Genomic DNA, 16934 nt, shown 5'->3' with positions numbered 1-16934 from the left:
GGATTGCCGTAGTCGACCGTCAAATGCCACGGATGGCATTTGCCGAGCGTCCCATGGATGGGCTTGAAGCGTGTCGACGGAGCGCAACCGCGCTGTTGCTTCGCATGATGTTCTGTTCGAGTTTTCTCTTTATTTCAGCCATTCCAGGGTAAAGCCGGCCTGCTCGTCCTGAGCCAGGGTCTGGCTTAAGGAGGGCAGTAGTTCGGCAAGCTTTTCATCCAGCTTCCAGGGCGGGTTGAGCACTATCATGCCGGAGCCATGCATGCCAAAGTCATCGGCCTGGGCCTGCACACTCAGCTCGGCGCACAGCACTTGCTCAAAGCCGAGCTGTGCCAGTGCCTGTTTCAACCCTTCACTGCGATCCACGGCCTTGGCCAGCAGCGGATACCAGACCGCGTAAATGCCGATGGGCCAGCGCTTGTGGGCCTTTTTGAGAGTATCGGCCACGCGCCGGTAGTCTTCCTTCAGCTCATAGGGCGGATCAATCAATACCAGACCGCGCTTGGGCGTGGGCGGCAACAGGCCGACCAGCCCTTCAAAGCCGTCTCTGTGATGAATGGCCACGCCGTCGCCGCTCAGATTCTGGCGCAGCAGCTCTACTTCGTTGTGATGCAGCTCCATCAGGTTGAGCCTGTCCTGGGGGCGCTGAAAGTGCGCCCCCAGCAGCGGTGAGCCGGGATAATGCTCCAGCGCATCGCCGGCATTGATGGCGCGAATGGCATTGAAATAGCCGGAAAGTTGCGGCCATTTCTCCTGTTCGTTCCAGAGCCTGGCAATGCCGCCCTGATACTCGGCCTTTTTCTGAGTCCATTCGTGGCTCAGGGTATAGCCGCCGGCACCGGAGTGAGTGTCGATATAGCTGTAGCCCTTGTCCTTGGCGCAAAGGGATTCAAGAATAAAAGCCTGCACCGCGTGTTTGAGTACATCGGCATGATTGCCGGCGTGAAAGGCATGACGATAACTAAGCATAAAAGTCTCTCTTAACCGGCAAGTTTAAGCTGCCACAGGTGAGCATTATCCACCTGTAACGTATTGAGGTAAGCAAGCAGGGCACCGCTGCCCGGCACGGCTGTCAGCACAGTGAGCAGCTCTTCCTGCTGCCAGCGCTCCAGCTCCAGCTCGTGCTGCAACAGCTGAGCATAGTCGTCGGCACCGAGTTCAGGCTTCAGCCGCCGGCGCAGACTCCGCCAGTGGGCAAACATGCCCCGCCGGCTTTCAAGCAGCGGCATAAAAGGCGCAAGTTCTGTGGTCTGCCCTTGCTCTTCCAGCAGCAGTAATAACAGCAGCAGATTTACATTGGCACCATAATCATCCTGCAGCTCCAGACAGGCGGCAGCTACACCGGGGCGGCTGTAATGCTGTTCGCTGAATTTCCACAGCTCATCGGCGTTAATCATGGCTGCTCCAGATCTTCCAGCTGCTCCTGCAGCGTCAGCCACTCCATTTCTGCCTCGGCCAGCTGTTGTTGCAGCGGGCTCTGATCTTTCAGCAGCTGCTGCAACCGGGCCTTGTGCTCGGCAGCGTAAATATCGGGGTCGGCCAGCTGCTGCTCTATAGCCGCCAGTTGCAGCTGGCAGCGCTCCATGTCTTTTTCCAGTTTGGTAATGGCCTTGCGCAGGGGCTGAGTCTGATGACGCAGCTCAGCCTGACGCCGCTTTTCAGCTTTGCGGGCCTGGGCCGAGTTGTCACCGGCGGTGCTGCTCTGAGCCGGTTGCTCGGCTTTATCCTGCTCGGTAAGCCACTGGTGATAATCATCGAGGTCGCCGTCAAACGGCTCAACCTTGCCGGCATCCACCAGATAGAATTCGTCGGTAGTGGCGCGCAGCAGGTGGCGGTCGTGAGACACGATAACCATGGCCCCTTCAAAGGCCTGCAGCGCCAGGGTCAGGGCCTCGCGCATATCCAGATCCAGATGGTTGGTAGGCTCATCCAGCAATAGCAGGTTGGGTTTCTGGTAAACGATCAGCGCCAGCACCAGCCGGGCTTTTTCGCCACCGGAAAAGGGACCTACCAGCTCTTTGACCTTGTCGCCATGAAAGTCAAAGCCCCCCAGATAATCCCGCATGCTCTGCTCGGTGGCGTTGGGATCGAGCCGTGCCAGGTGAGTCAGTGCTGACTCCTGCGGATGCAGACTTTCCAGCTGATGCTGGGCAAAGTAGCCCAGCGCCACGCCTTTGCTGGCTTCCAGCTTGCCGTGCAGGGGCGTCAGCTCACCCGCCAGCAACTTGATAAAAGTGGATTTGCCGGCACCGTTACGCCCCAGCAGACCGATGCGCGAACCGGGTACCAGGTTGAGCTTGATATTGGACAGAATTTCCTTGTTGCCATAACCGGCCGCCAGTTTTTCCATGGCAATCAGCGGCACCGGCAGGCTGGCCGGCGGACGAAAACTAAAGCTGAACGGGGAGTCGATATGAGCGGGCAGAATGCGCTCCATCTTTTCCATGGCCTTGAGCCGGCTCTGGGCCTGTTTGGCCTTGCTGGCCTTGTAGCGAAAGCGGTCCACGTAGCTTTGCATATGGCTGAGCGCTTTCTGCTGCTTTTCAAACATCGATTGTTGTAATGCCAGCTGTTCGGCTCGCATGCGCTCAAAATCGGAGTAATTGCCGGTATATTCGTTCAGCTGGCTGTTTTCGATATGAATAATGCGGTTGACCACGGCATCGAGAAAGTCGCGGTCGTGGGAAATCAATATCAGAGTACCGTCATAGCTTTTCAGCCAGCGTTCCAGCCAGATCACCGCGTCCAGATCCAGGTGGTTGGTGGGTTCATCCAGCAGCAGCAAGTCGGAGCGGCAGATCAGCGCCTGGGCAAGGTTAAGGCGCATGCGCCAGCCACCGGAGAAATCACTGACCGGACGGGCGTGAGCCTCGTTGGCAAAGCCCAGGCCATGCAGCAGGGCGGCAGCACGGGCGTGAATATGGTAACCGCCGTGGGTCTCAAGCCGGCCATGCAGCTCGGCAATGGCCATACCGTTGTGGCTGGCTTCGGCGGCTTCCAGCTCCCGGCACAGGCGACGATATTGCTGATCGCCGTCAATCACATAGTCGAGGGCGGAGCAGTCCAGCGCCGGGGTCTCCTGAGCCACACTGGCCAGCTGCCAGTCGGCGGGCAGGGCAAATTGGCCGCTGTCCACGCTCAGCTCGCCTTTGAGCAGAGCAAACAGGGTAGACTTGCCGCAACCGTTTTTACCCACCAGGCCGACTTTCTGGCCGCCGTGAATGGTGGCAGTGGCGTCTTTCAGCAGGGGGCGGCCGCCCCGGAGCAATTCAATCTGGCTGAGGGTGATCATAGAAACCCGAAGTTGTGCAAAAGCGGTATTCTAGCTGTTTTGCCCCGGCTATGACAGGGGCTGCCCAGCCAGTGCCAGCAATCCTGCTCAAACTGGGGGAAAGAAGCAAAGCCGTGAGCTTTGGCCAGGGCATCCGGATCTGCCGCCTTGGGCAACTCCCGCAGCATCTGCAGCAGGGCATACTGGCGCTGCCAGTTGCCGGCATCGCAGCCAAACAGGGCCCTGAAGTCTTCTTGCTCGTTATCGGCAAGGGTAAATCCTGCCGGATTGGCTGCCACGCGGGCAGGTAACTCAGCCATCGCCTCAAAAGGCAGTAATTGTTGTGCCGGCAGCTCATCATGCAAAGCGCGGCACAGACGGCCATAAGGTCCCTGCCAGGTCTGTTCGCCCTGCCAGCGGGCCAGCTTGCCGGTAATGGCAGCCAACAGCTCAGTGGGATAAAAGCGGCCGGCCTGCTGCGGCTGAGTCAGCCGGCAGGACAGTTCAATGCGGCTGACCCGGCTGCCTGCCAGGGCGTGCCAGGCAAACAGGGTGTCAGCGGGCAGAAAAGCGCCTTCACCCCTGGTCAGCGGAACGTGCTGGCGGCCAAGCTGCAGCAGGCCCGAGCCTTTATGCACCAGCAGCAGCACACCTTTAATATGGCGGCGGCGTTTGCCCGGGGTTAAGTGAGGCAGATCGAAAAGCTGATGATGAATACTGTAATGGGCGCTTGCGGTCATTGTGATTGGTTCGTTTTTGGCGGAAAATTTTCATCATGATAAATGGTACAGGATCCCCTTTCATGGAAACCCGTCGCAGAAAGCGGTTTATAGCCGGTGCCGTCTGCCCAGAGTGTCAGTCAGCAGATACCATGATGCTGTATATGGAGCATGGTGTCGAGAAGGTCGAGTGTGTGCAATGTGGTCACCGTAAAAGTCAGGCAGATGAAAACACCGAATCTGCTGCCGGCGGTGAGGTTATTGGTATTTTTCGCCCGGAATAATTGAATATTCCACAGTTTTTGTGTGCTTTTCGTGCGCTTGGCTTGTGACCGCTTGGTATGGAGGTGCCTTTCAGGCTAGACTGCTCTTGGCAGAGCGCAAGTTTCATTCCCTGTGTTTCCTTGAATTCTGCCGCAAATGGCCCCTCGGGGCCATTTTCTGTTTATGGCCTTCATTTCATCCCGCCGGCCCATCATGTATTCTATTCAGTACCATTTACAGGCAGGGTTAATCCCATGAAAGTATCCGATAACGCAGTGGTTACACTGGACTTTACTGTCAGCAACGCCGATGGCGAAGTGCTGGACACCACCGATAACAAACAGCCGCTGGAATATCTGCACGGCACCGGTTTTCTGGTCAGCGGACTGGAAACCCAGCTTGCCGGCAAAGCCGCTGGTGACGAATTTGATGTAACTCTGACCCCGGATCAGGCTTACGGCGATTATGACGACACTCTGGTGCAGTCTGTGCCCGGCGAGCTGTTTGACGGCATGGAAGTGTCTGAAGGCGACACTTTTGTGGCCGAGACCGATGACGGTCAGCGTCCGGTGACCATTCTGGAAGTGGCCGAAGAATATGTGAAAGTGGATGGCAACCATCCGCTGGCAGGCATGACACTGTGCTTCAAGGGCGTGGTACGCAAGGTGCGTGAAGCCACCGAAGAAGAGCTGGCCCACGGCCATGTGCATGGTGAGCACGATCATGACCACAGCGGCGGCTGCTGCGATCATCACCACTAAGAGTAATGGCAATAAAAAAGGCGCTGCGGCGCCTTTTTTATATCGTCTGTAGAGCCGTGCACGGCGAAGCAGCAGCGCGGTTACACTACGCCGACACGCTTCAGGTACATCCAGGTAACGGCTTCGCGCTGTTAGTAATGCGGCGGCGGGGTTTCTTCTGCCTGGCTGGCGATCTGACCGGGCTGAATTTCCTTGAGTTTTTTGCTCAGCAGGCTGAGCTGAAGCTTAAGCCGGGCAATTTCGCCACCCTGAGCGGTAATTTCCTGATTCAGTAGTTCTATGGTGTCGTCCTGAAAAGCCAGCCGGGTTTCCAGCTGCTCAAGCCGCTGCAGCACTTCGTCATTCATCATTCTGCTCACTGTTGGTGATTGTCCAGGTTTCGGCCAGGCCGGAAGAGCTGGCGCTGTAAAGCGTGTCGGGCGAAACAAAGGCGACACTATACACCATGGCGCTGGCGGGCCTTAGCTGAGTGTGTAAGCCAACCTGCCATTGCTGCAGGTGCGTGCCACTGTCAAGCTGCCAAAGATCCAGCCGGCGACTGGTGCCGCCGGTAGCCAGCAGGTTCTGTCCGGCATTCAGTCGGGCACTCACAAAAGTCTGGCCCCGTGCCGGTACTTTAAGTTGTGCCTGCAGCTCACCGCCGGGCAGGTGATGTATTTCGCCGTTACCCTGCGCGTCTGCACTAAAGGCATAGCTACCGTGTTCGTCCAGTTTAACCAGGTTGGCACTATTACTGTGCTGCCAGCTGGCCAGCAGGGCAGCATCTGTGGTCTGCCAGAAGTGCACCATGCCATCATGGCTGGCACTCAGGGCGTAGCGGCCGTTAGCAGAAAGATCCAGGCTGTTAATCACATTTTCATGGCCAAAATACTGCAACCGCCGGCCGGTGTTCAGGTTTACAAACTCCACTGTGCCATTTTGGTAACCCAATAGCAGCGCCTGGCCATTATTCGCCAGTGCCAGCGCTCTCAGGCTCTGCGGTAAGCTGTAAAAGCCCAGGTTCTGGCCGCTTTCCAGTGACCAGACAGCAACGGTGTGGCTGGTTGCCGTTGCTGCGGCATTACCGCCGGGGCTGATGGTCAGCAGCAATACAGGATCGGTTTCCTCGCCCTGATGCCACTGATAAAGCGGGGTGGCATCACCCTGCCGCCATACCTGTACCGGACCATTGCCTGAGGTAACCAGCGTAAAGCGGCCATTGGTTTCGGCGGCCAGTATGGCTCCGTTGGCCAGTGGTTGGCTGCTCAACGGAGCGTTACCGGCGTCACAGCCGGCCAGTATCAGGACAAGCATTGCCGCACCAATGAGGCCGGTGCCGCTTTTTATGTTTAAAGGGTTTCGCATGGACAAGTTGCAAGGTTAGTATAAATCCCTGAGTATAAGTCTCTCATTTTCCAAGGTGCCTGTGCACCCGATTCGGAGTTGATAATGAAAAAGCTGTTACAGGTCAGTTTGCTGGCTACCGCCGTGATGGCGGGCTTGAGTGGTTGTAATGACGAGCAGGCAGCCTCTGTTGCACCGGCAGAAAATGCCACTGCGGTTGAAGGCAAAGCGGCAGAAACTCAGGCTGCATCGTCAGCTGACGGTGCAGCGGAGCTGAGCAGTTTCGAGGATAAGTCTGCCTATGCCATTGGCCTGTCCATGGGGCGCTACATTGGCTCCACGCTCGAAAAACAGCAGGAGCTGGGTATTGACCTTAACAATGACGTAATCCTGCAGGGCGTAAAAGACGGTTTTGGTGCCGACGCTGACATGACGGAAGAAGAAGTCAAACAGGCACTGATGGACTATGACACTCATATCAATGAGCTGATTGAAGCCAAAGCCAAAGAAGAAGCGGCAGCCACTCTGAAGGAAGGGCAGGAGTTTCTTGAGAATAATGCCAAGCGCGACGGCGTTGAGGTAACCGAGTCCGGTCTGCAATATGAAGTGCTGACCGCTGCCGAAGGTGACCAGCCTGCTGCAGAAGATGTGGTCACGGTACACTACACCGGCACCTTGATTGATGGCACTACCTTTGACAGCTCGGTAGAGCGTGGCGAGCCGGCCAGTTTTCCGCTGAATCAGGTTATTCCGGGCTGGACCGAAGGGGTTCAGCTGATGCCGGTCGGTGCCAAATATAAATTCTTTATTCCCGCTGAGCTGGCTTATGGTGAAACCGGTGCCGGCTCCATTCCCGGTAATGCCGTGCTGATTTTCGAGGTAGAGCTGCTGGATATTGAAAAGGCCGCCGACGCTGAAGAAGCCGTGGCTGCACAGCAGGAAGAAGCTACTCAGCAGTAAGTGCAGCACTCGGGGCTGAGGCCCCGGTGAGTGCGGGGAGCAATTGTTGCCAGCCATCAGGCTGCGTCAGCAATTGCTCCTTTTTTGTTTTGGGCAGGCGCTTTAGCCGGTATTCCAGTTTCAGCGCTGTGGATTTGTCGGCCACCGGCTGTTGCCACACCAGGATAGCGGGACGTCGCGCCCACACATAGCGGGACGCCCGTCGCTGTATTTTATTATGCTCATGGCAGCGGCGTTCGGGCGCGGTACTGATGCCGCTGTAAAGGCTGCCATCCTGGCAGCGCAGCAAATAAAGAAACCATTGAGAAGGTGAGCTGGCCTGTGTCATGGAATGCGTTACACTCGAATCGTTCATAGCGGCAAATGCTAACGGGGTTTTTTATGAAAGCAAACGGAACCGGGCAGGCAGCCCTGCTGGGCGGCCTGATAGCCCTCGGGCTGATTTGGGGCGGCAGTTATCTCAAGGATGCGGTGCACATCTGGAAGCAGTCGGAGCGGGTGGTATCGGTAAAAGGGCTGGCCGAGCGGGAAGTGCGGGCCGATCTGGTATTGTGGCCCCTGAGCTTTTCGGTGTCTGCCGACAGCCTGGAAAATCTCTACACCGCCATTGATAAAGACAGAAGCAAGATCACCGGCTTTTTGCAGCAGCAGGGCTTTGCTCAGAATGAGCTGAGTTTTTCCGCACCCGTGGTGCAGGATCTGTGGGCGAATCAGTATGGCGAACAGCGCTCTCCGCTGCGCTACCGGGCCGATGCGGTTTTGCTGGTACGCAGCAATCAGGTGGATCTGGTAAAAAACTCCCAGCCCGCCGTGGCCGGGCTGGTCAGTCAGGGCGTGTTACTGACCCAGAGTTATGAGCACAAAACCCAGTATATTTTTACCGGCCTGAATGACATCAAGCCCGACATGATTGCCCAGGCTACGGCCAATGCCCGGGAAGCGGCCCGCCAGTTTGCCGATGATGCCGATGCACAGGTTGGCGGCATTCGCTCGGCCCAGCAGGGGTATTTCTCCATTGCAGATTTGGACAGTTACACGCCTGAGGTTAAAAAAGTGCGGGTTGTGACCAGTGTGGAATACCTGCTGGAATAATTCAGTCAAGCTCAAGGGTCAGCAGCTGGGGCGGATAGCATAAGCCGTTGCCGCAGCCCTGATAAGACAGAGTAAGCCGGCTGGCCCGGGTTAAATGCTGTAACGGCAGGACAAGGGTGAGGGGCTCACGAAAAACATGGCTTTTGCCAAAGTATTCGTCCTCGTAAGCCTCACCGGCAGGCAGCTGCCATTTGCCCAGCGCCAGGTTTTCGGCAGTCAGTTGCAGCTTGTCCCGGTAGAGATAGGCACCGGGAGCTATGTCGATGTTCAGCTGCAGTACCCTGTCTGTGCGCTCGTGTGTGATTACAAACGCTTGCTCTACTGGCATAACCTGATTCCCCGCAGGGGCTGATGCAGAGCGCTGCTCCAGCGCAAAGGGGGCCAGCATCAGAGTCAGTACGGCAAGGGCGACCATCAGCAGGGTGGGTTTCAAGGGCGTTCTCCTTGGTGTGTGCAGTAATATTTGAAAAACGGGACAAGTGACCCCATTTTTATCAACTTGACCCCATTGTAAGCCGTGAACGGCAAAAAGAGGTGATTGTGGGCAAAGTACTGTTGTTTTTAATTGGTGCCGGTTTGCTGGAAATTTTTGTATTTATCGAGGTGGGCTCAGCCATTGGTGCCTGGAGTACCATAGCGCTCATTCTGCTGACGGCCATTATCGGCATCAGCCTGGTACGTATTCAGGGTCTGCAGACTCTGATGGAAGCTCAGCAAAAAGTAAACCGGGGTGAAACGCCGGCGCGGGAAATGGTGTCGGGTATGATGCTGGCACTGAGCGGTGTATTGCTGTTGCTGCCCGGTTTTGTCACCGATTTTGCCGGTGTTCTTCTGTTGCTGCCGCCGGTGCGCACCGCCCTGGCGGAGCGCTTTTTGTCCCGGGCCCATGTGCGCGGTGACAAGGGCCATACCTTCAGTGCCGAGTATTACTACCACACTGAAACCCGGGTGAACGATGAGAGTAACAGAAAAGGCGTTACCTTTGAGGGCGAAGCCGAGCGCAAGGATGACAAATAACCGGCCCCTTCGGGAGCCGGAAGCCGGAAGCTCCCCAGTCCCCGGGCTTTCAACTCAGCGGATGGCGAATCTTCCAGGGAAAGCGGTGCCAGGCAAACAGGCAGGCGATGGTGCCGGCCAGCATATTGGCTAACAGAATACCGGTAAACATCCCTTCGGCACCTGCTATTTCAGCACCCAGCCAGGCCAGCGGCAGCAGCAGGCCAAATAACCGCAGGCCATTCAGCAGCAGGGAAATCATTGACACCCGCAAGCCGTTCAGTGCCGCTCCCAATAACATAAAGCAGCCCTGCAAGCCGTAGCTCAGGGGCACCAGCTGCAGATATTGCTGCAGCAGGCGGCTCACCTCAGCGCTGTCGGTAAACAGGCCGGCCAGCCAGGGAGCCAGCCACCACAGCAGTGCAAAAATAATAAACTGAAACAGCAACGCAAAACGCATGGTCAGCAACAGGCCATGGCGGCTGCGTTCATACTGGCCTGCGCCGGTATTCTGAGAAATAAAGGGGGCCAGCACCGAGCTCAGTGCCATCATGACAATCAGCACCACGGCTTCAATGCGGGACGCAGCTCCGTAGGCGGCTACCGTTTCGGTGCCAAAGTCTGCCAGTAACAGCATCAGCAGGGCGGTAGCCACCGGATTAAGCACACTGGTAAAAGACGCCGGAATAGCTACATGCAGCAACTGACGCCAGTGCTGTAACATTTCTCCCAGTGACGGAAGCTCCCAGCTCAGCAGTTGCTCCCGGCGCTGTAACAAAGTCAGGGCCACCAGCATGGCCATCAGCCAGGAGCAGGCACTGGCAATGGCGGCGCCGCGAATACCCATTGGCGGGAAAGGGCCCGCGCCAAAAATCAGTATAGGATCGAGTATGCCGTTGACCAGGCCTGCTATCAGCATGACCAGCCCCGGGGTTTTGGTATCACCGGTGGCTCGAATGGCGGCATTACACACCATGGGCACAATCAGCATGGGGCAGGCGGCATACCAGATAAACATGTAATCATGAATAAGGGGAAGCAGCACAGGCTGAGCACCCAGCAACGGAAATACAATATCCATGCTGGCCAGTCCCAGCCCAGCCAATATGAGTATCAACAACAGAGAAAACAGCAGGCTGTCGCTGGTAAAGCGGGCGGCCCGCTCGTGGCGGCCGGCTCCCAGTGCCTGTCCCAGACTGGCCGACAGGCCGGCACCCAGCCCCATGGCCAGTGAGGTCACCACAAAAGTGACCGGAAAAGTAAAGGTGACCGCCGCCAGTGGTGCCGTACCCAGCAGGCCGATAAAAAAGGTATCCACCAGGTTGAACGCCAGGATCGCCACTATGCCGAGCGCCATGGGACCGGTCATACGTGCCAGTTGCGGGCCGATTGGTGCAGTTAGCAAGGAGTTGGAGCGTTGCAAAAAATAACCCTGTGTTGGCAAACCCGTAAATGAAGAGATGGCGGTCATGATAACGCCGCTGGTGCGGGTATTTTAAAAAATTTTTACCAATCGCTCTTGAAGGCAGGAAAACCGCTCCCATATAGGAAGGCAACGGAACAGGTTTCGGCCATTGGCCGTTTATCTAACAAGGTAACAACACTCATCAGGAGAGTTATCGATGAACATTCGTCCATTGCACGATCGCGTCATTATCAAACGTATTGAAGCCGAGGCCAAGTCGGCCGGCGGTATCGTTCTTACCGGCTCTGCCGCAGAGAAATCCACTCGCGGTGAAGTGCTGGCTGTAGGTAATGGTCGCACGCTGGACAACGGTGAAGTAAAAGCCATGTCTGTAAAGGTCGGTGACAAGGTGATCTTTAACGAAGGGTTTGGCGTTAAAACCGAGAAGCTGGATGGCCAGGACGTACTGATCCTGTCTGAAGGCGACATTCTCGCCATCGTCGAAGAATAATCCGGTTCATCAACTTTAAAGGAAGATAAACAATGGCAGCTAAAGACGTAAAATTTGGTAACGACGCCCGCGTTAAAATGCTGAAAGGCGTAAATATCCTGGCTGACGCCGTCAAGGTAACCCTGGGTCCGAAAGGCCGCAACGTGGTGCTGGACAAGTCCTTCGGTGCGCCCAACATCACTAAAGACGGCGTATCCGTGGCCAAGGAAATCGAGCTGGAAGACAAGTTCGAGAACATGGGTGCCCAGATGGTGAAGGAAGTGGCTTCCAAGGCCAACGATGAGGCCGGTGACGGCACCACCACTGCTACTGTACTGGCTCAGTCTATCGTTAACGAAGGCCTCAAGGCCGTGGCCGCCGGCATGAACCCCATGGATCTGAAACGCGGTATCGACAAGGCCGTTGCTCAGGCCGTGATCGAGCTGAAAGCCCTGTCCGTACCCTGCAAAGACACCAAAGCCATTGCTCAGGTAGGCACCATCTCTGCCAACTCCGATGAAAAAGTCGGTACCCTGATTGCCGAAGCCATGGAAAAAGTGGGCACCGACGGTGTGATTACTGTGGAAGAAGGCCAGGGCCTGGAAGACGAGCTGGATGTGGTAGAAGGCATGCAGTTTGACCGCGGCTACCTGTCTCCTTATTTCATCAACAAGCAGGAAACCGGCACCGTTGAGCTGGATGATCCCTTCATTCTGCTGGTTGACAAGAAAGTGTCCAATATTCGCGAACTGCTGCCGGTACTGGAAGGGGTGGCCAAGCAGTCCAAGCCGCTGCTGCTGGTTGCCGAAGACGTGGAAGGCGAAGCCCTGGCCACTCTGGTAGTGAACAACATGCGTGGCATCGTGAAAGTGGCCGGTGTTAAAGCCCCGGGCTTTGGCGACCGCCGCAAGGCCATGCTGCAGGATATCGCCATTCTGACCGGCGGTACTGTTATCTCCGAAGAAGTGGGCATGGAGCTGGAAAAAGCGACTCTGGAAGATCTGGGCCGTGCCAAGCGCGTGGTGATCAGCAAAGACAACACCACCATCATCGACGGTGTGGGTGAAGCCGAGGCCATTAACGCCCGTGTAGCGCAAATTCGCCAGCAAATTGAAGAGTCTTCTTCCGATTACGACCGCGAGAAACTGCAGGAGCGCGTGGCCAAGCTGGCCGGCGGTGTTGCCGTGATCAAGGTGGGTGCTGCCACCGAAGTGGAAATGAAAGAGAAGAAAGCTCGCGTCGACGACGCCCTGCACGCTACCCGTGCAGCCGTTGAAGAAGGCGTGGTGCCCGGTGGTGGCGTTGCGCTGGTGCGTGCCGCTTCCAAGCTGGCCAGCCTGACCGGTGACAACGAAGATCAGAACGTGGGTATCAAGGTGGCCCTGCGCGCCATGGAAGCCCCGCTGCGTCAGATTGTTACCAACGCCGGCGAAGAAGCTTCCGTAGTGGTATCCAAGGTGAAAGCCTCCGAAGGCAACCAGGGTTACAACGCCGGTAACGACACCTACGGCGACATGCTGGAAATGGGTATTCTGGATCCCACCAAAGTAACCCGTTCCGCACTGCAGTTCGCTGCTTCCGTAGCCGGCCTGATGATCACCACTGAAGCCATGGTGACCGAACTGCCGAAAGACGATGCCCCGGCCATGCCTGACATGGGCGGCATGGGTGGTATGGGTGGCATGATGTGATTTAAGTCACATTATTGCCTGCCGGATTATTCCTGCATCAGAAACCGGACCGAAAGGTCCGGTTTTTTTATGTCTTCTTGATGGCAGATTTGAATTGCTCTTCTGTTGTCTGGTGTATTTTGGGTATGATGACCGGTGTTTTTATCGTTCACATCAGCCAGGTGAAACACCATGAAGCACATCGCTGTTATGATTTTGTGTCTGATATCATGGGGAACGCTGGCCCGGGAGCCGGTTATACTCAGTATTTCCGGTAGCATGACACAAGATGGCCATCATCATGAGCTGGCAGAATTTACGCTGTCTCAACTGCAGGCTCTGCCCGGGAAAGAAATCACAACCCAGCATCCCTGGTCTGAACAGCTCCATACCTACAGAGGCGCAGATTTATCAGCCCTGCTGGCGAATTTGTTTGCCGGACAAGATATTCATACTTTGTATCTGCAGGCTCTGAACGGCTTCAGTGTCGCCGTTGACTGGCAGCAGCTGGCTCCTTATCAACCCGTGCTGGCCTGGAGTGAGGATGGCGTTATCATGAGCCGGCGCAATAAAGGTCCGTTATGGCTGATGCTGCCTTATCATCGTCTGTCTGAAATACAGCAGGCTGAATTTTTGCACTATATGGCCTGGCAGCTCAGACATATCACAGTAAAAACGGCACTTCAGTGAAAAGATTGTTTATTCCTGTTCCCGGCACGGATCCGCTGGGGGCTTCACATTCGGTTAAACGGGCGCTCATAGTGCTGCTTGCACTGTGCATGCTGCTATTTGGTCTGGGGGCCGCATATTCTTTGCAGAATATACGCCAGCACAGCACCTTGCTGGAGCAGCGTAACTATGAACTGCCCTGGTCACTGATGCAGCTGAAGCTGGAAATGAACCGTTTTCTTGATGGTGTACGGCTGCTTCATGCCGGTGCTATCAGCCACGATGAACTGATGCTGCGTTACGATATTTTATGGAGCCGAACACCGGTGCTGCTCAGCCAGCAGCTGAAAGACACGCTGACTGACAGACCTGATCTATGGCAGCTTATTCAGCAGATTGAAGACAGGGTTCGTGGCATGGAGCCGCTGGTCAAGGCGATTCGTCCCGGTGAGCCCGGCTATCAGTTGCTGTTGGCGGAACTCAGCCCTTATGCCGAGCCGCTGGCCCGTACCATGACGGCCACCATGCACAGTAACGTGCTTTTTTATGCGGAATATGACCAGGCCTACCGTGAGCTGGGCCGGCAATTGTATATCTGTATTGTGAGTCTTGCCGTCTGCGGCGTGCTGCTGCTGTTTATGCTGGCCATGGAATTATGGGGATACCGTAAGCGTCTGCTGCATGATCCGCTCACTGGTCTGCCCAATCGTTTTTCGCTGCACTATCGGCTGGAGCATTTAATTGCCCGTCAACGGCCTTTTAGCCTTACCCTGATTGAGCTGGAAGAGGTGGCCCGCATTCGCCAGCAGTTCGGTTTTGAAGTGGCAGACAGGTTACAGCAGATACTGGCACAGCGGTTACGGCAATGTCTTCTATCCGGCGAGCATTTATCGGCTTACGGGCGTGATGGTCTGATTGTGACAACAGAGGGTATGCTGGAGCTGGCAGAAATTCGCGCTCAGCTTACCCGAATCCGCCAGAAGCTGATCACTGCGGAAAACATCAGCGGCCATGACTTTTACCCTACGCCTCAGATAGGCGTCGTATTATATCCGGCTGATGCTGACAATATGGTGGATCTGCTGGCTCGTGTTGAGCTGGCGCTGGAGCTGTGCCGGCGGGATCAGCTGCCTTATGTGATTTTTGACTCATCACTGCTGAAAGATGCCGAGCGCCGGCAACAGTTGGCGCGGGATTTGCCTGCGGCACTGGCAAGTGACAGTCTGACACTGCAGTTCTATCCACTGGTTACGCCGTCCGGGGAATGTGCCGGGCTGAGGTTGTCGCTGCAATGGCGGCATCCCCGTTTTGGTGAAGTGGCCGGCAGCGAGCTGCAGCGTATGACAGAGCAGTATCAGCTGTCGGAGCGGCTGCTGCTATGGGCAGTCAGTCGTCTTGCCGAGCGCTTACCCGAGTGGCGAATGTTTAATTCAGCGCTGTTTATTTCGCTGCCGTTACCGCTGTCGGTGTTGCGCGCGTCGTTGAGCGAGCGGCTTACCAACCTGCTTGAACGCCACGGTCTGGGAGGAGACGCGCTGATAATGGAGCTGACAGAGGCTGAACTGCAGCAAGCCGGCCAGCAGGCAGAGGCAGTGCTGACGGCACTGCAGCAGCAGGGCATAAGGGTGATGCTGACAGAGTTTGGATCCGGATGCTCACAATGGGGGCAACTGGTGCAATTGCCCTTGAGCTGGCTGCAGCTGGATGCGTTCTGGTGCAGTGGTATTGAGCAGCGCGCCGGCGCCAGAGAGCAGCTTACCCGTTTGTTTGAGCTGGCCCGGGTGCTTAAGCTGCCGGTATTGTGTTGTGGTATCAGTTCGGCAGCAGAAGCCGGTCTGGTTACCACCATGGAGGGCTGCACGTTGTTGCAGGGACCTTATGTCAGTCCGTCTCTGGAAGCCATGGAAGTACGGGAATGGCTGGAGCACAGAGGAGGCCCCGCCAGACTGACCGACTTCGAACTTAGTCCAGACGCATAAACTGACTCAGTGTGGAAGCCAGCAGCTGAATTTTGTGCACCATACGTGCCAGTAACGCCTGATACTCTTCCTCTGAGCAGGAAGACAGCATCTCCAGCTCATCAGCCAGCTCTGCTACATAGGGCATAAAGTGATCGGCATGCGTAGTGAACTGGCTGTCTTCGCTCAGCACAGCACTGAACCTGGCCTGGCCCTTGGTGCGCAGGGCGGTGAGCTTTTTATCGGCATCTATGGCCTGATGGTACAGCTCTTTCAGCGTATCGTTCAGCCGATCTATTACCGAGTCGTGCATAATGTTTCCTTAACTGGGTTGCAGAATTAAATCAATAGGGGTTTTGCTGACTTCACCGCCAATTTCACGTACCAGGCGGGGCACCAGAAAGCCCGGCAGTCGTGCCAGCAGTCCGGCCATCAGTGCCCTGGCTTTGTCATCGCTCACGGCAAAATGAGCGGCTCCGGCTACTTTATCGAGCTGATGCAGGTAATAAGGCAGCACACCCGCAGCAAACAGACGTTCCGACAGTGCTTCCAGGGTGTCGGTATTGTCATTCACGCCGGCCAGCAGCACGCTCTGGTTCAGCAGAGTGATGCCGGCACGCTGCCAGCTGTGCAGCCGGGCAGCCAGATCATCGTCAATTTCGTTGGCATGGTTAATGTGCAGCACCAGTACTGGCCGCAGCCGGCTTTGGCTCAGCCGCTCACGCAGGGCCTCGGTCAGCCGTGCCGGTATGACCACCGGCAGCCGGCTGTGAATACGCAGTCGCTTCAGGTGCGGTATGGTTTCGAGCTCGTTCAGCAGGGCGGCAATATGCTCGTCCTTGGCCATTAAAGGATCACCGCCGGAGAGGATCACCTCGTTAATTTCAGGGTGAGCTGCAATATAGTCTGCCGCCGGTTGCCAGCCGCCCTGGCCCGGGCTGTTATCTTCATAGGGAAAATGACGGCGGAAACAATAGCGGCAGTTCACCGCGCAGCCACCGCGCAGCACCAGCAGCACGCGGGAGCGGTATTTATGCAGCAGGCCGGGCAGGGCGCTGTCGTGCTCATCCAGCGGATCGGTAATAAAGCCGGGTACTTCGGTGAACTCATCGACAAGAGGCAGTACCTGGCGCAGCAGCGGATCGTCTGGATCACCCGGACGCATTTTGTCGGCAAAAGGGCGGGGCACCCGCATGGAAAACAACTTGCGGGCGGCAAAGCCTTCCTGCCAGGGCGTGTTGTCCAGACCAAGATAGTCCAGCAGCTGCTCGGGTCTGGTAAAGGCGCGGGCCAGCTCTTTTTGCCAGGGAATATGTAATTCGCCCGCGTTTAGGGGTATCATTGCCGGCATTTTCT

Annotated in this window: 20 protein-coding genes; 9 read left to right on the top strand and 11 right to left on the bottom strand. The window is 56.4% G+C overall.

Going from position 1 to position 16934, the window contains the following annotated elements; all coding sequences use genetic code 11:
• Window positions 1-129 precede the first annotated feature (129 nt).
• Genes rlmJ through N2M06_RS12750 form a run of 4 tightly spaced genes read right to left on the bottom strand, consistent with a single transcriptional unit; the run spans window position 130 to window position 4011 of the window.
• The gene (gene rlmJ, locus N2M06_RS12765; protein WP_346350944.1) at window positions 130-969 is read right to left on the bottom strand and encodes a 23S rRNA (adenine(2030)-N(6))-methyltransferase RlmJ; all 840 of its coding nucleotides are present in this window, start codon (window positions 967-969) and stop codon (window positions 130-132) included.
• 11 nt (window positions 970-980) lie between these two features.
• Window positions 981-1397, bottom strand: coding sequence for a TIGR02444 family protein (locus tag N2M06_RS12760; RefSeq protein WP_019935269.1), 417 nt, complete (start codon window positions 1395-1397; stop codon window positions 981-983).
• Window positions 1394-3292 (bottom strand): ABC transporter ATP-binding protein, encoded by a 1899-nt coding sequence (locus N2M06_RS12755; RefSeq protein WP_346350943.1) that lies wholly within the window; start codon window positions 3290-3292, stop codon window positions 1394-1396. Before N2M06_RS12755 ends, N2M06_RS12760 begins: the two co-directional genes overlap by 4 nt.
• Complete coding sequence (locus N2M06_RS12750; RefSeq protein ID WP_346350942.1) at window positions 3289-4011, bottom strand: hypothetical protein; 723 nt, start codon at window positions 4009-4011, stop codon at window positions 3289-3291. The genes N2M06_RS12755 and N2M06_RS12750 overlap by 4 nt, the downstream gene beginning before the upstream one ends.
• 62 nt (window positions 4012-4073) lie before the next feature.
• Here N2M06_RS12750 and N2M06_RS12745 point away from each other — a divergent pair, with 62 nt between their 5' ends.
• A complete protein-coding gene (locus N2M06_RS12745) occupies window positions 4074-4274 on the top strand; it encodes a YheV family putative zinc ribbon protein (RefSeq protein ID WP_019935272.1) in 201 nt (66 codons plus the stop codon).
• Window positions 4275-4508: 234 nt separating this feature from the next.
• Window positions 4509-5015: a peptidylprolyl isomerase gene (gene slyD / locus N2M06_RS12740; protein ID WP_019935273.1), complete on the top strand. Its 507-nt coding sequence runs from the start codon at window positions 4509-4511 to the stop codon at window positions 5013-5015.
• Window positions 5016-5146: 131 nt separating this feature from the next.
• Here slyD and N2M06_RS12735 read toward each other — a convergent pair whose 3' ends face one another.
• Window positions 5147-5362, bottom strand: coding sequence for a SlyX family protein (locus N2M06_RS12735; RefSeq protein ID WP_346352180.1), 216 nt, complete (start codon window positions 5360-5362; stop codon window positions 5147-5149).
• A complete protein-coding gene (locus tag N2M06_RS12730) occupies window positions 5355-6308 on the bottom strand; it encodes a hypothetical protein (protein WP_317075854.1) in 954 nt (317 codons plus the stop codon). The genes N2M06_RS12735 and N2M06_RS12730 overlap by 8 nt, the downstream gene beginning before the upstream one ends.
• 135 nt (window positions 6309-6443) lie before the next feature.
• On the opposite strand from N2M06_RS12730, the gene fkpA reads away from it, so the two are divergent.
• Window positions 6444-7298, top strand: coding sequence for an FKBP-type peptidyl-prolyl cis-trans isomerase (fkpA, locus tag N2M06_RS12725; protein ID WP_019935276.1), 855 nt, complete (start codon window positions 6444-6446; stop codon window positions 7296-7298).
• On the opposite strand, the gene N2M06_RS12720 is transcribed toward fkpA, so the two are convergent.
• Window positions 7285-7653: a GIY-YIG nuclease family protein gene (locus N2M06_RS12720; RefSeq protein ID WP_346350941.1), complete on the bottom strand. Its 369-nt coding sequence runs from the start codon at window positions 7651-7653 to the stop codon at window positions 7285-7287. The genes fkpA and N2M06_RS12720 overlap by 14 nt on opposite strands.
• A 26-nt stretch (window positions 7654-7679) precedes the next feature.
• Between N2M06_RS12720 and N2M06_RS12715 the strand changes: the two genes are divergently transcribed.
• On the top strand, window positions 7680-8390 hold the full coding sequence (locus tag N2M06_RS12715) for an SIMPL domain-containing protein (RefSeq protein WP_346350940.1): 711 nt from the start codon (window positions 7680-7682) through the stop codon (window positions 8388-8390).
• A gap of 1 nt (window position 8391) precedes the next feature.
• On the opposite strand, the gene N2M06_RS12710 is transcribed toward N2M06_RS12715, so the two are convergent.
• Window positions 8392-8823, bottom strand: coding sequence for a protein-disulfide reductase DsbD domain-containing protein (locus N2M06_RS12710; protein WP_346350939.1), 432 nt, complete (start codon window positions 8821-8823; stop codon window positions 8392-8394).
• Window positions 8824-8930: 107 nt separating this feature from the next.
• Between N2M06_RS12710 and N2M06_RS12705 the strand changes: the two genes are divergently transcribed.
• The gene (locus tag N2M06_RS12705; RefSeq protein ID WP_346350938.1) at window positions 8931-9407 is read left to right on the top strand and encodes an FxsA family protein; all 477 of its coding nucleotides are present in this window, start codon (window positions 8931-8933) and stop codon (window positions 9405-9407) included.
• A 49-nt stretch (window positions 9408-9456) separates the two neighbouring features.
• Here N2M06_RS12705 and N2M06_RS12700 read toward each other — a convergent pair whose 3' ends face one another.
• The gene (locus N2M06_RS12700; protein ID WP_019935281.1) at window positions 9457-10755 is read right to left on the bottom strand and encodes an MATE family efflux transporter; all 1299 of its coding nucleotides are present in this window, start codon (window positions 10753-10755) and stop codon (window positions 9457-9459) included.
• Between the two features lie 253 nt (window positions 10756-11008).
• Between N2M06_RS12700 and N2M06_RS12695 the strand changes: the two genes are divergently transcribed.
• The 4 genes from N2M06_RS12695 (at window position 11009) to N2M06_RS12680 (ending at window position 15599) form a co-directional block, all read left to right on the top strand.
• Window positions 11009-11302, top strand: coding sequence for a co-chaperone GroES (locus N2M06_RS12695; RefSeq protein ID WP_019935282.1), 294 nt, complete (start codon window positions 11009-11011; stop codon window positions 11300-11302).
• Between the two features lie 32 nt (window positions 11303-11334).
• On the top strand, window positions 11335-12972 hold the full coding sequence (gene groL, locus N2M06_RS12690; RefSeq protein ID WP_346350937.1) for a chaperonin GroEL: 1638 nt from the start codon (window positions 11335-11337) through the stop codon (window positions 12970-12972).
• 171 nt (window positions 12973-13143) lie between these two features.
• Window positions 13144-13641: a molybdopterin-binding protein gene (locus N2M06_RS12685; protein WP_317075857.1), complete on the top strand. Its 498-nt coding sequence runs from the start codon at window positions 13144-13146 to the stop codon at window positions 13639-13641.
• Window positions 13638-15599 carry an EAL domain-containing protein gene (locus N2M06_RS12680; RefSeq protein ID WP_019935286.1) on the top strand — a complete coding sequence of 654 codons (1962 nt, stop codon included), beginning with the start codon at window positions 13638-13640 and terminating at the stop codon, window positions 15597-15599. Before N2M06_RS12685 ends, N2M06_RS12680 begins: the two co-directional genes overlap by 4 nt.
• Here N2M06_RS12680 and priC read toward each other — a convergent pair.
• On the bottom strand, window positions 15583-15891 hold the full coding sequence (gene priC / locus N2M06_RS12675) for a primosomal replication protein PriC (protein WP_317075859.1): 309 nt from the start codon (window positions 15889-15891) through the stop codon (window positions 15583-15585). The genes N2M06_RS12680 and priC overlap by 17 nt on opposite strands.
• 9 nt (window positions 15892-15900) lie before the next feature.
• Window positions 15901-16920, bottom strand: a complete 1020-nt coding sequence (epmB, locus tag N2M06_RS12670; RefSeq protein ID WP_346350936.1) for an EF-P beta-lysylation protein EpmB — start codon at window positions 16918-16920, stop codon at window positions 15901-15903.
• Window positions 16921-16934 lie beyond the last annotated feature (14 nt).

This window comes from Oceanimonas sp. AH20CE76, assembly GCF_039654065.1.
GTDB classification, from domain to species: domain Bacteria; phylum Pseudomonadota; class Gammaproteobacteria; order Enterobacterales; family Aeromonadaceae; genus Oceanimonas; species Oceanimonas smirnovii.
Note: the sequence above shows the minus strand (reverse complement) of the source record. Positions and strands in the feature narration are given on the sequence as shown.

What these genes read in the sequence shown, in the direction of transcription:
- priC (WP_317075859.1), bottom strand. Translation starts at nt 15,891, where the DNA reads ATGCACGACTCGGTAATAGATCGGCTGAACGATACGCTGAAAGAGCTG.
- N2M06_RS12735 (WP_346352180.1), bottom strand. Translation starts at nt 5,362, where the DNA reads ATGAATGACGAAGTGCTGCAGCGGCTTGAGCAGCTGGAAACCCGGCTG.
- N2M06_RS12720 (WP_346350941.1), bottom strand. Translation starts at nt 7,653, where the DNA reads ATGAACGATTCGAGTGTAACGCATTCCATGACACAGGCCAGCTCACCT.
- slyD (WP_019935273.1), top strand. Translation starts at nt 4,509, where the DNA reads ATGAAAGTATCCGATAACGCAGTGGTTACACTGGACTTTACTGTCAGC.
- N2M06_RS12750 (WP_346350942.1), bottom strand. Translation starts at nt 4,011, where the DNA reads ATGACCGCAAGCGCCCATTACAGTATTCATCATCAGCTTTTCGATCTG.
- N2M06_RS12745 (WP_019935272.1), top strand. Translation starts at nt 4,074, where the DNA reads ATGGAAACCCGTCGCAGAAAGCGGTTTATAGCCGGTGCCGTCTGCCCA.
- fkpA (WP_019935276.1), top strand. Translation starts at nt 6,444, where the DNA reads ATGAAAAAGCTGTTACAGGTCAGTTTGCTGGCTACCGCCGTGATGGCG.
- N2M06_RS12760 (WP_019935269.1), bottom strand. Translation starts at nt 1,397, where the DNA reads ATGATTAACGCCGATGAGCTGTGGAAATTCAGCGAACAGCATTACAGC.
- N2M06_RS12685 (WP_317075857.1), top strand. Translation starts at nt 13,144, where the DNA reads ATGAAGCACATCGCTGTTATGATTTTGTGTCTGATATCATGGGGAACG.
- N2M06_RS12755 (WP_346350943.1), bottom strand. Translation starts at nt 3,292, where the DNA reads ATGATCACCCTCAGCCAGATTGAATTGCTCCGGGGCGGCCGCCCCCTG.
- N2M06_RS12730 (WP_317075854.1), bottom strand. Translation starts at nt 6,308, where the DNA reads ATGCTTGTCCTGATACTGGCCGGCTGTGACGCCGGTAACGCTCCGTTG.
- rlmJ (WP_346350944.1), bottom strand. Translation starts at nt 969, where the DNA reads ATGCTTAGTTATCGTCATGCCTTTCACGCCGGCAATCATGCCGATGTA.
- N2M06_RS12700 (WP_019935281.1), bottom strand. Translation starts at nt 10,755, where the DNA reads ATGACCGGTCCCATGGCGCTCGGCATAGTGGCGATCCTGGCGTTCAAC.
- N2M06_RS12695 (WP_019935282.1), top strand. Translation starts at nt 11,009, where the DNA reads ATGAACATTCGTCCATTGCACGATCGCGTCATTATCAAACGTATTGAA.
- N2M06_RS12715 (WP_346350940.1), top strand. Translation starts at nt 7,680, where the DNA reads ATGAAAGCAAACGGAACCGGGCAGGCAGCCCTGCTGGGCGGCCTGATA.
- epmB (WP_346350936.1), bottom strand. Translation starts at nt 16,920, where the DNA reads ATGATACCCCTAAACGCGGGCGAATTACATATTCCCTGGCAAAAAGAG.
- groL (WP_346350937.1), top strand. Translation starts at nt 11,335, where the DNA reads ATGGCAGCTAAAGACGTAAAATTTGGTAACGACGCCCGCGTTAAAATG.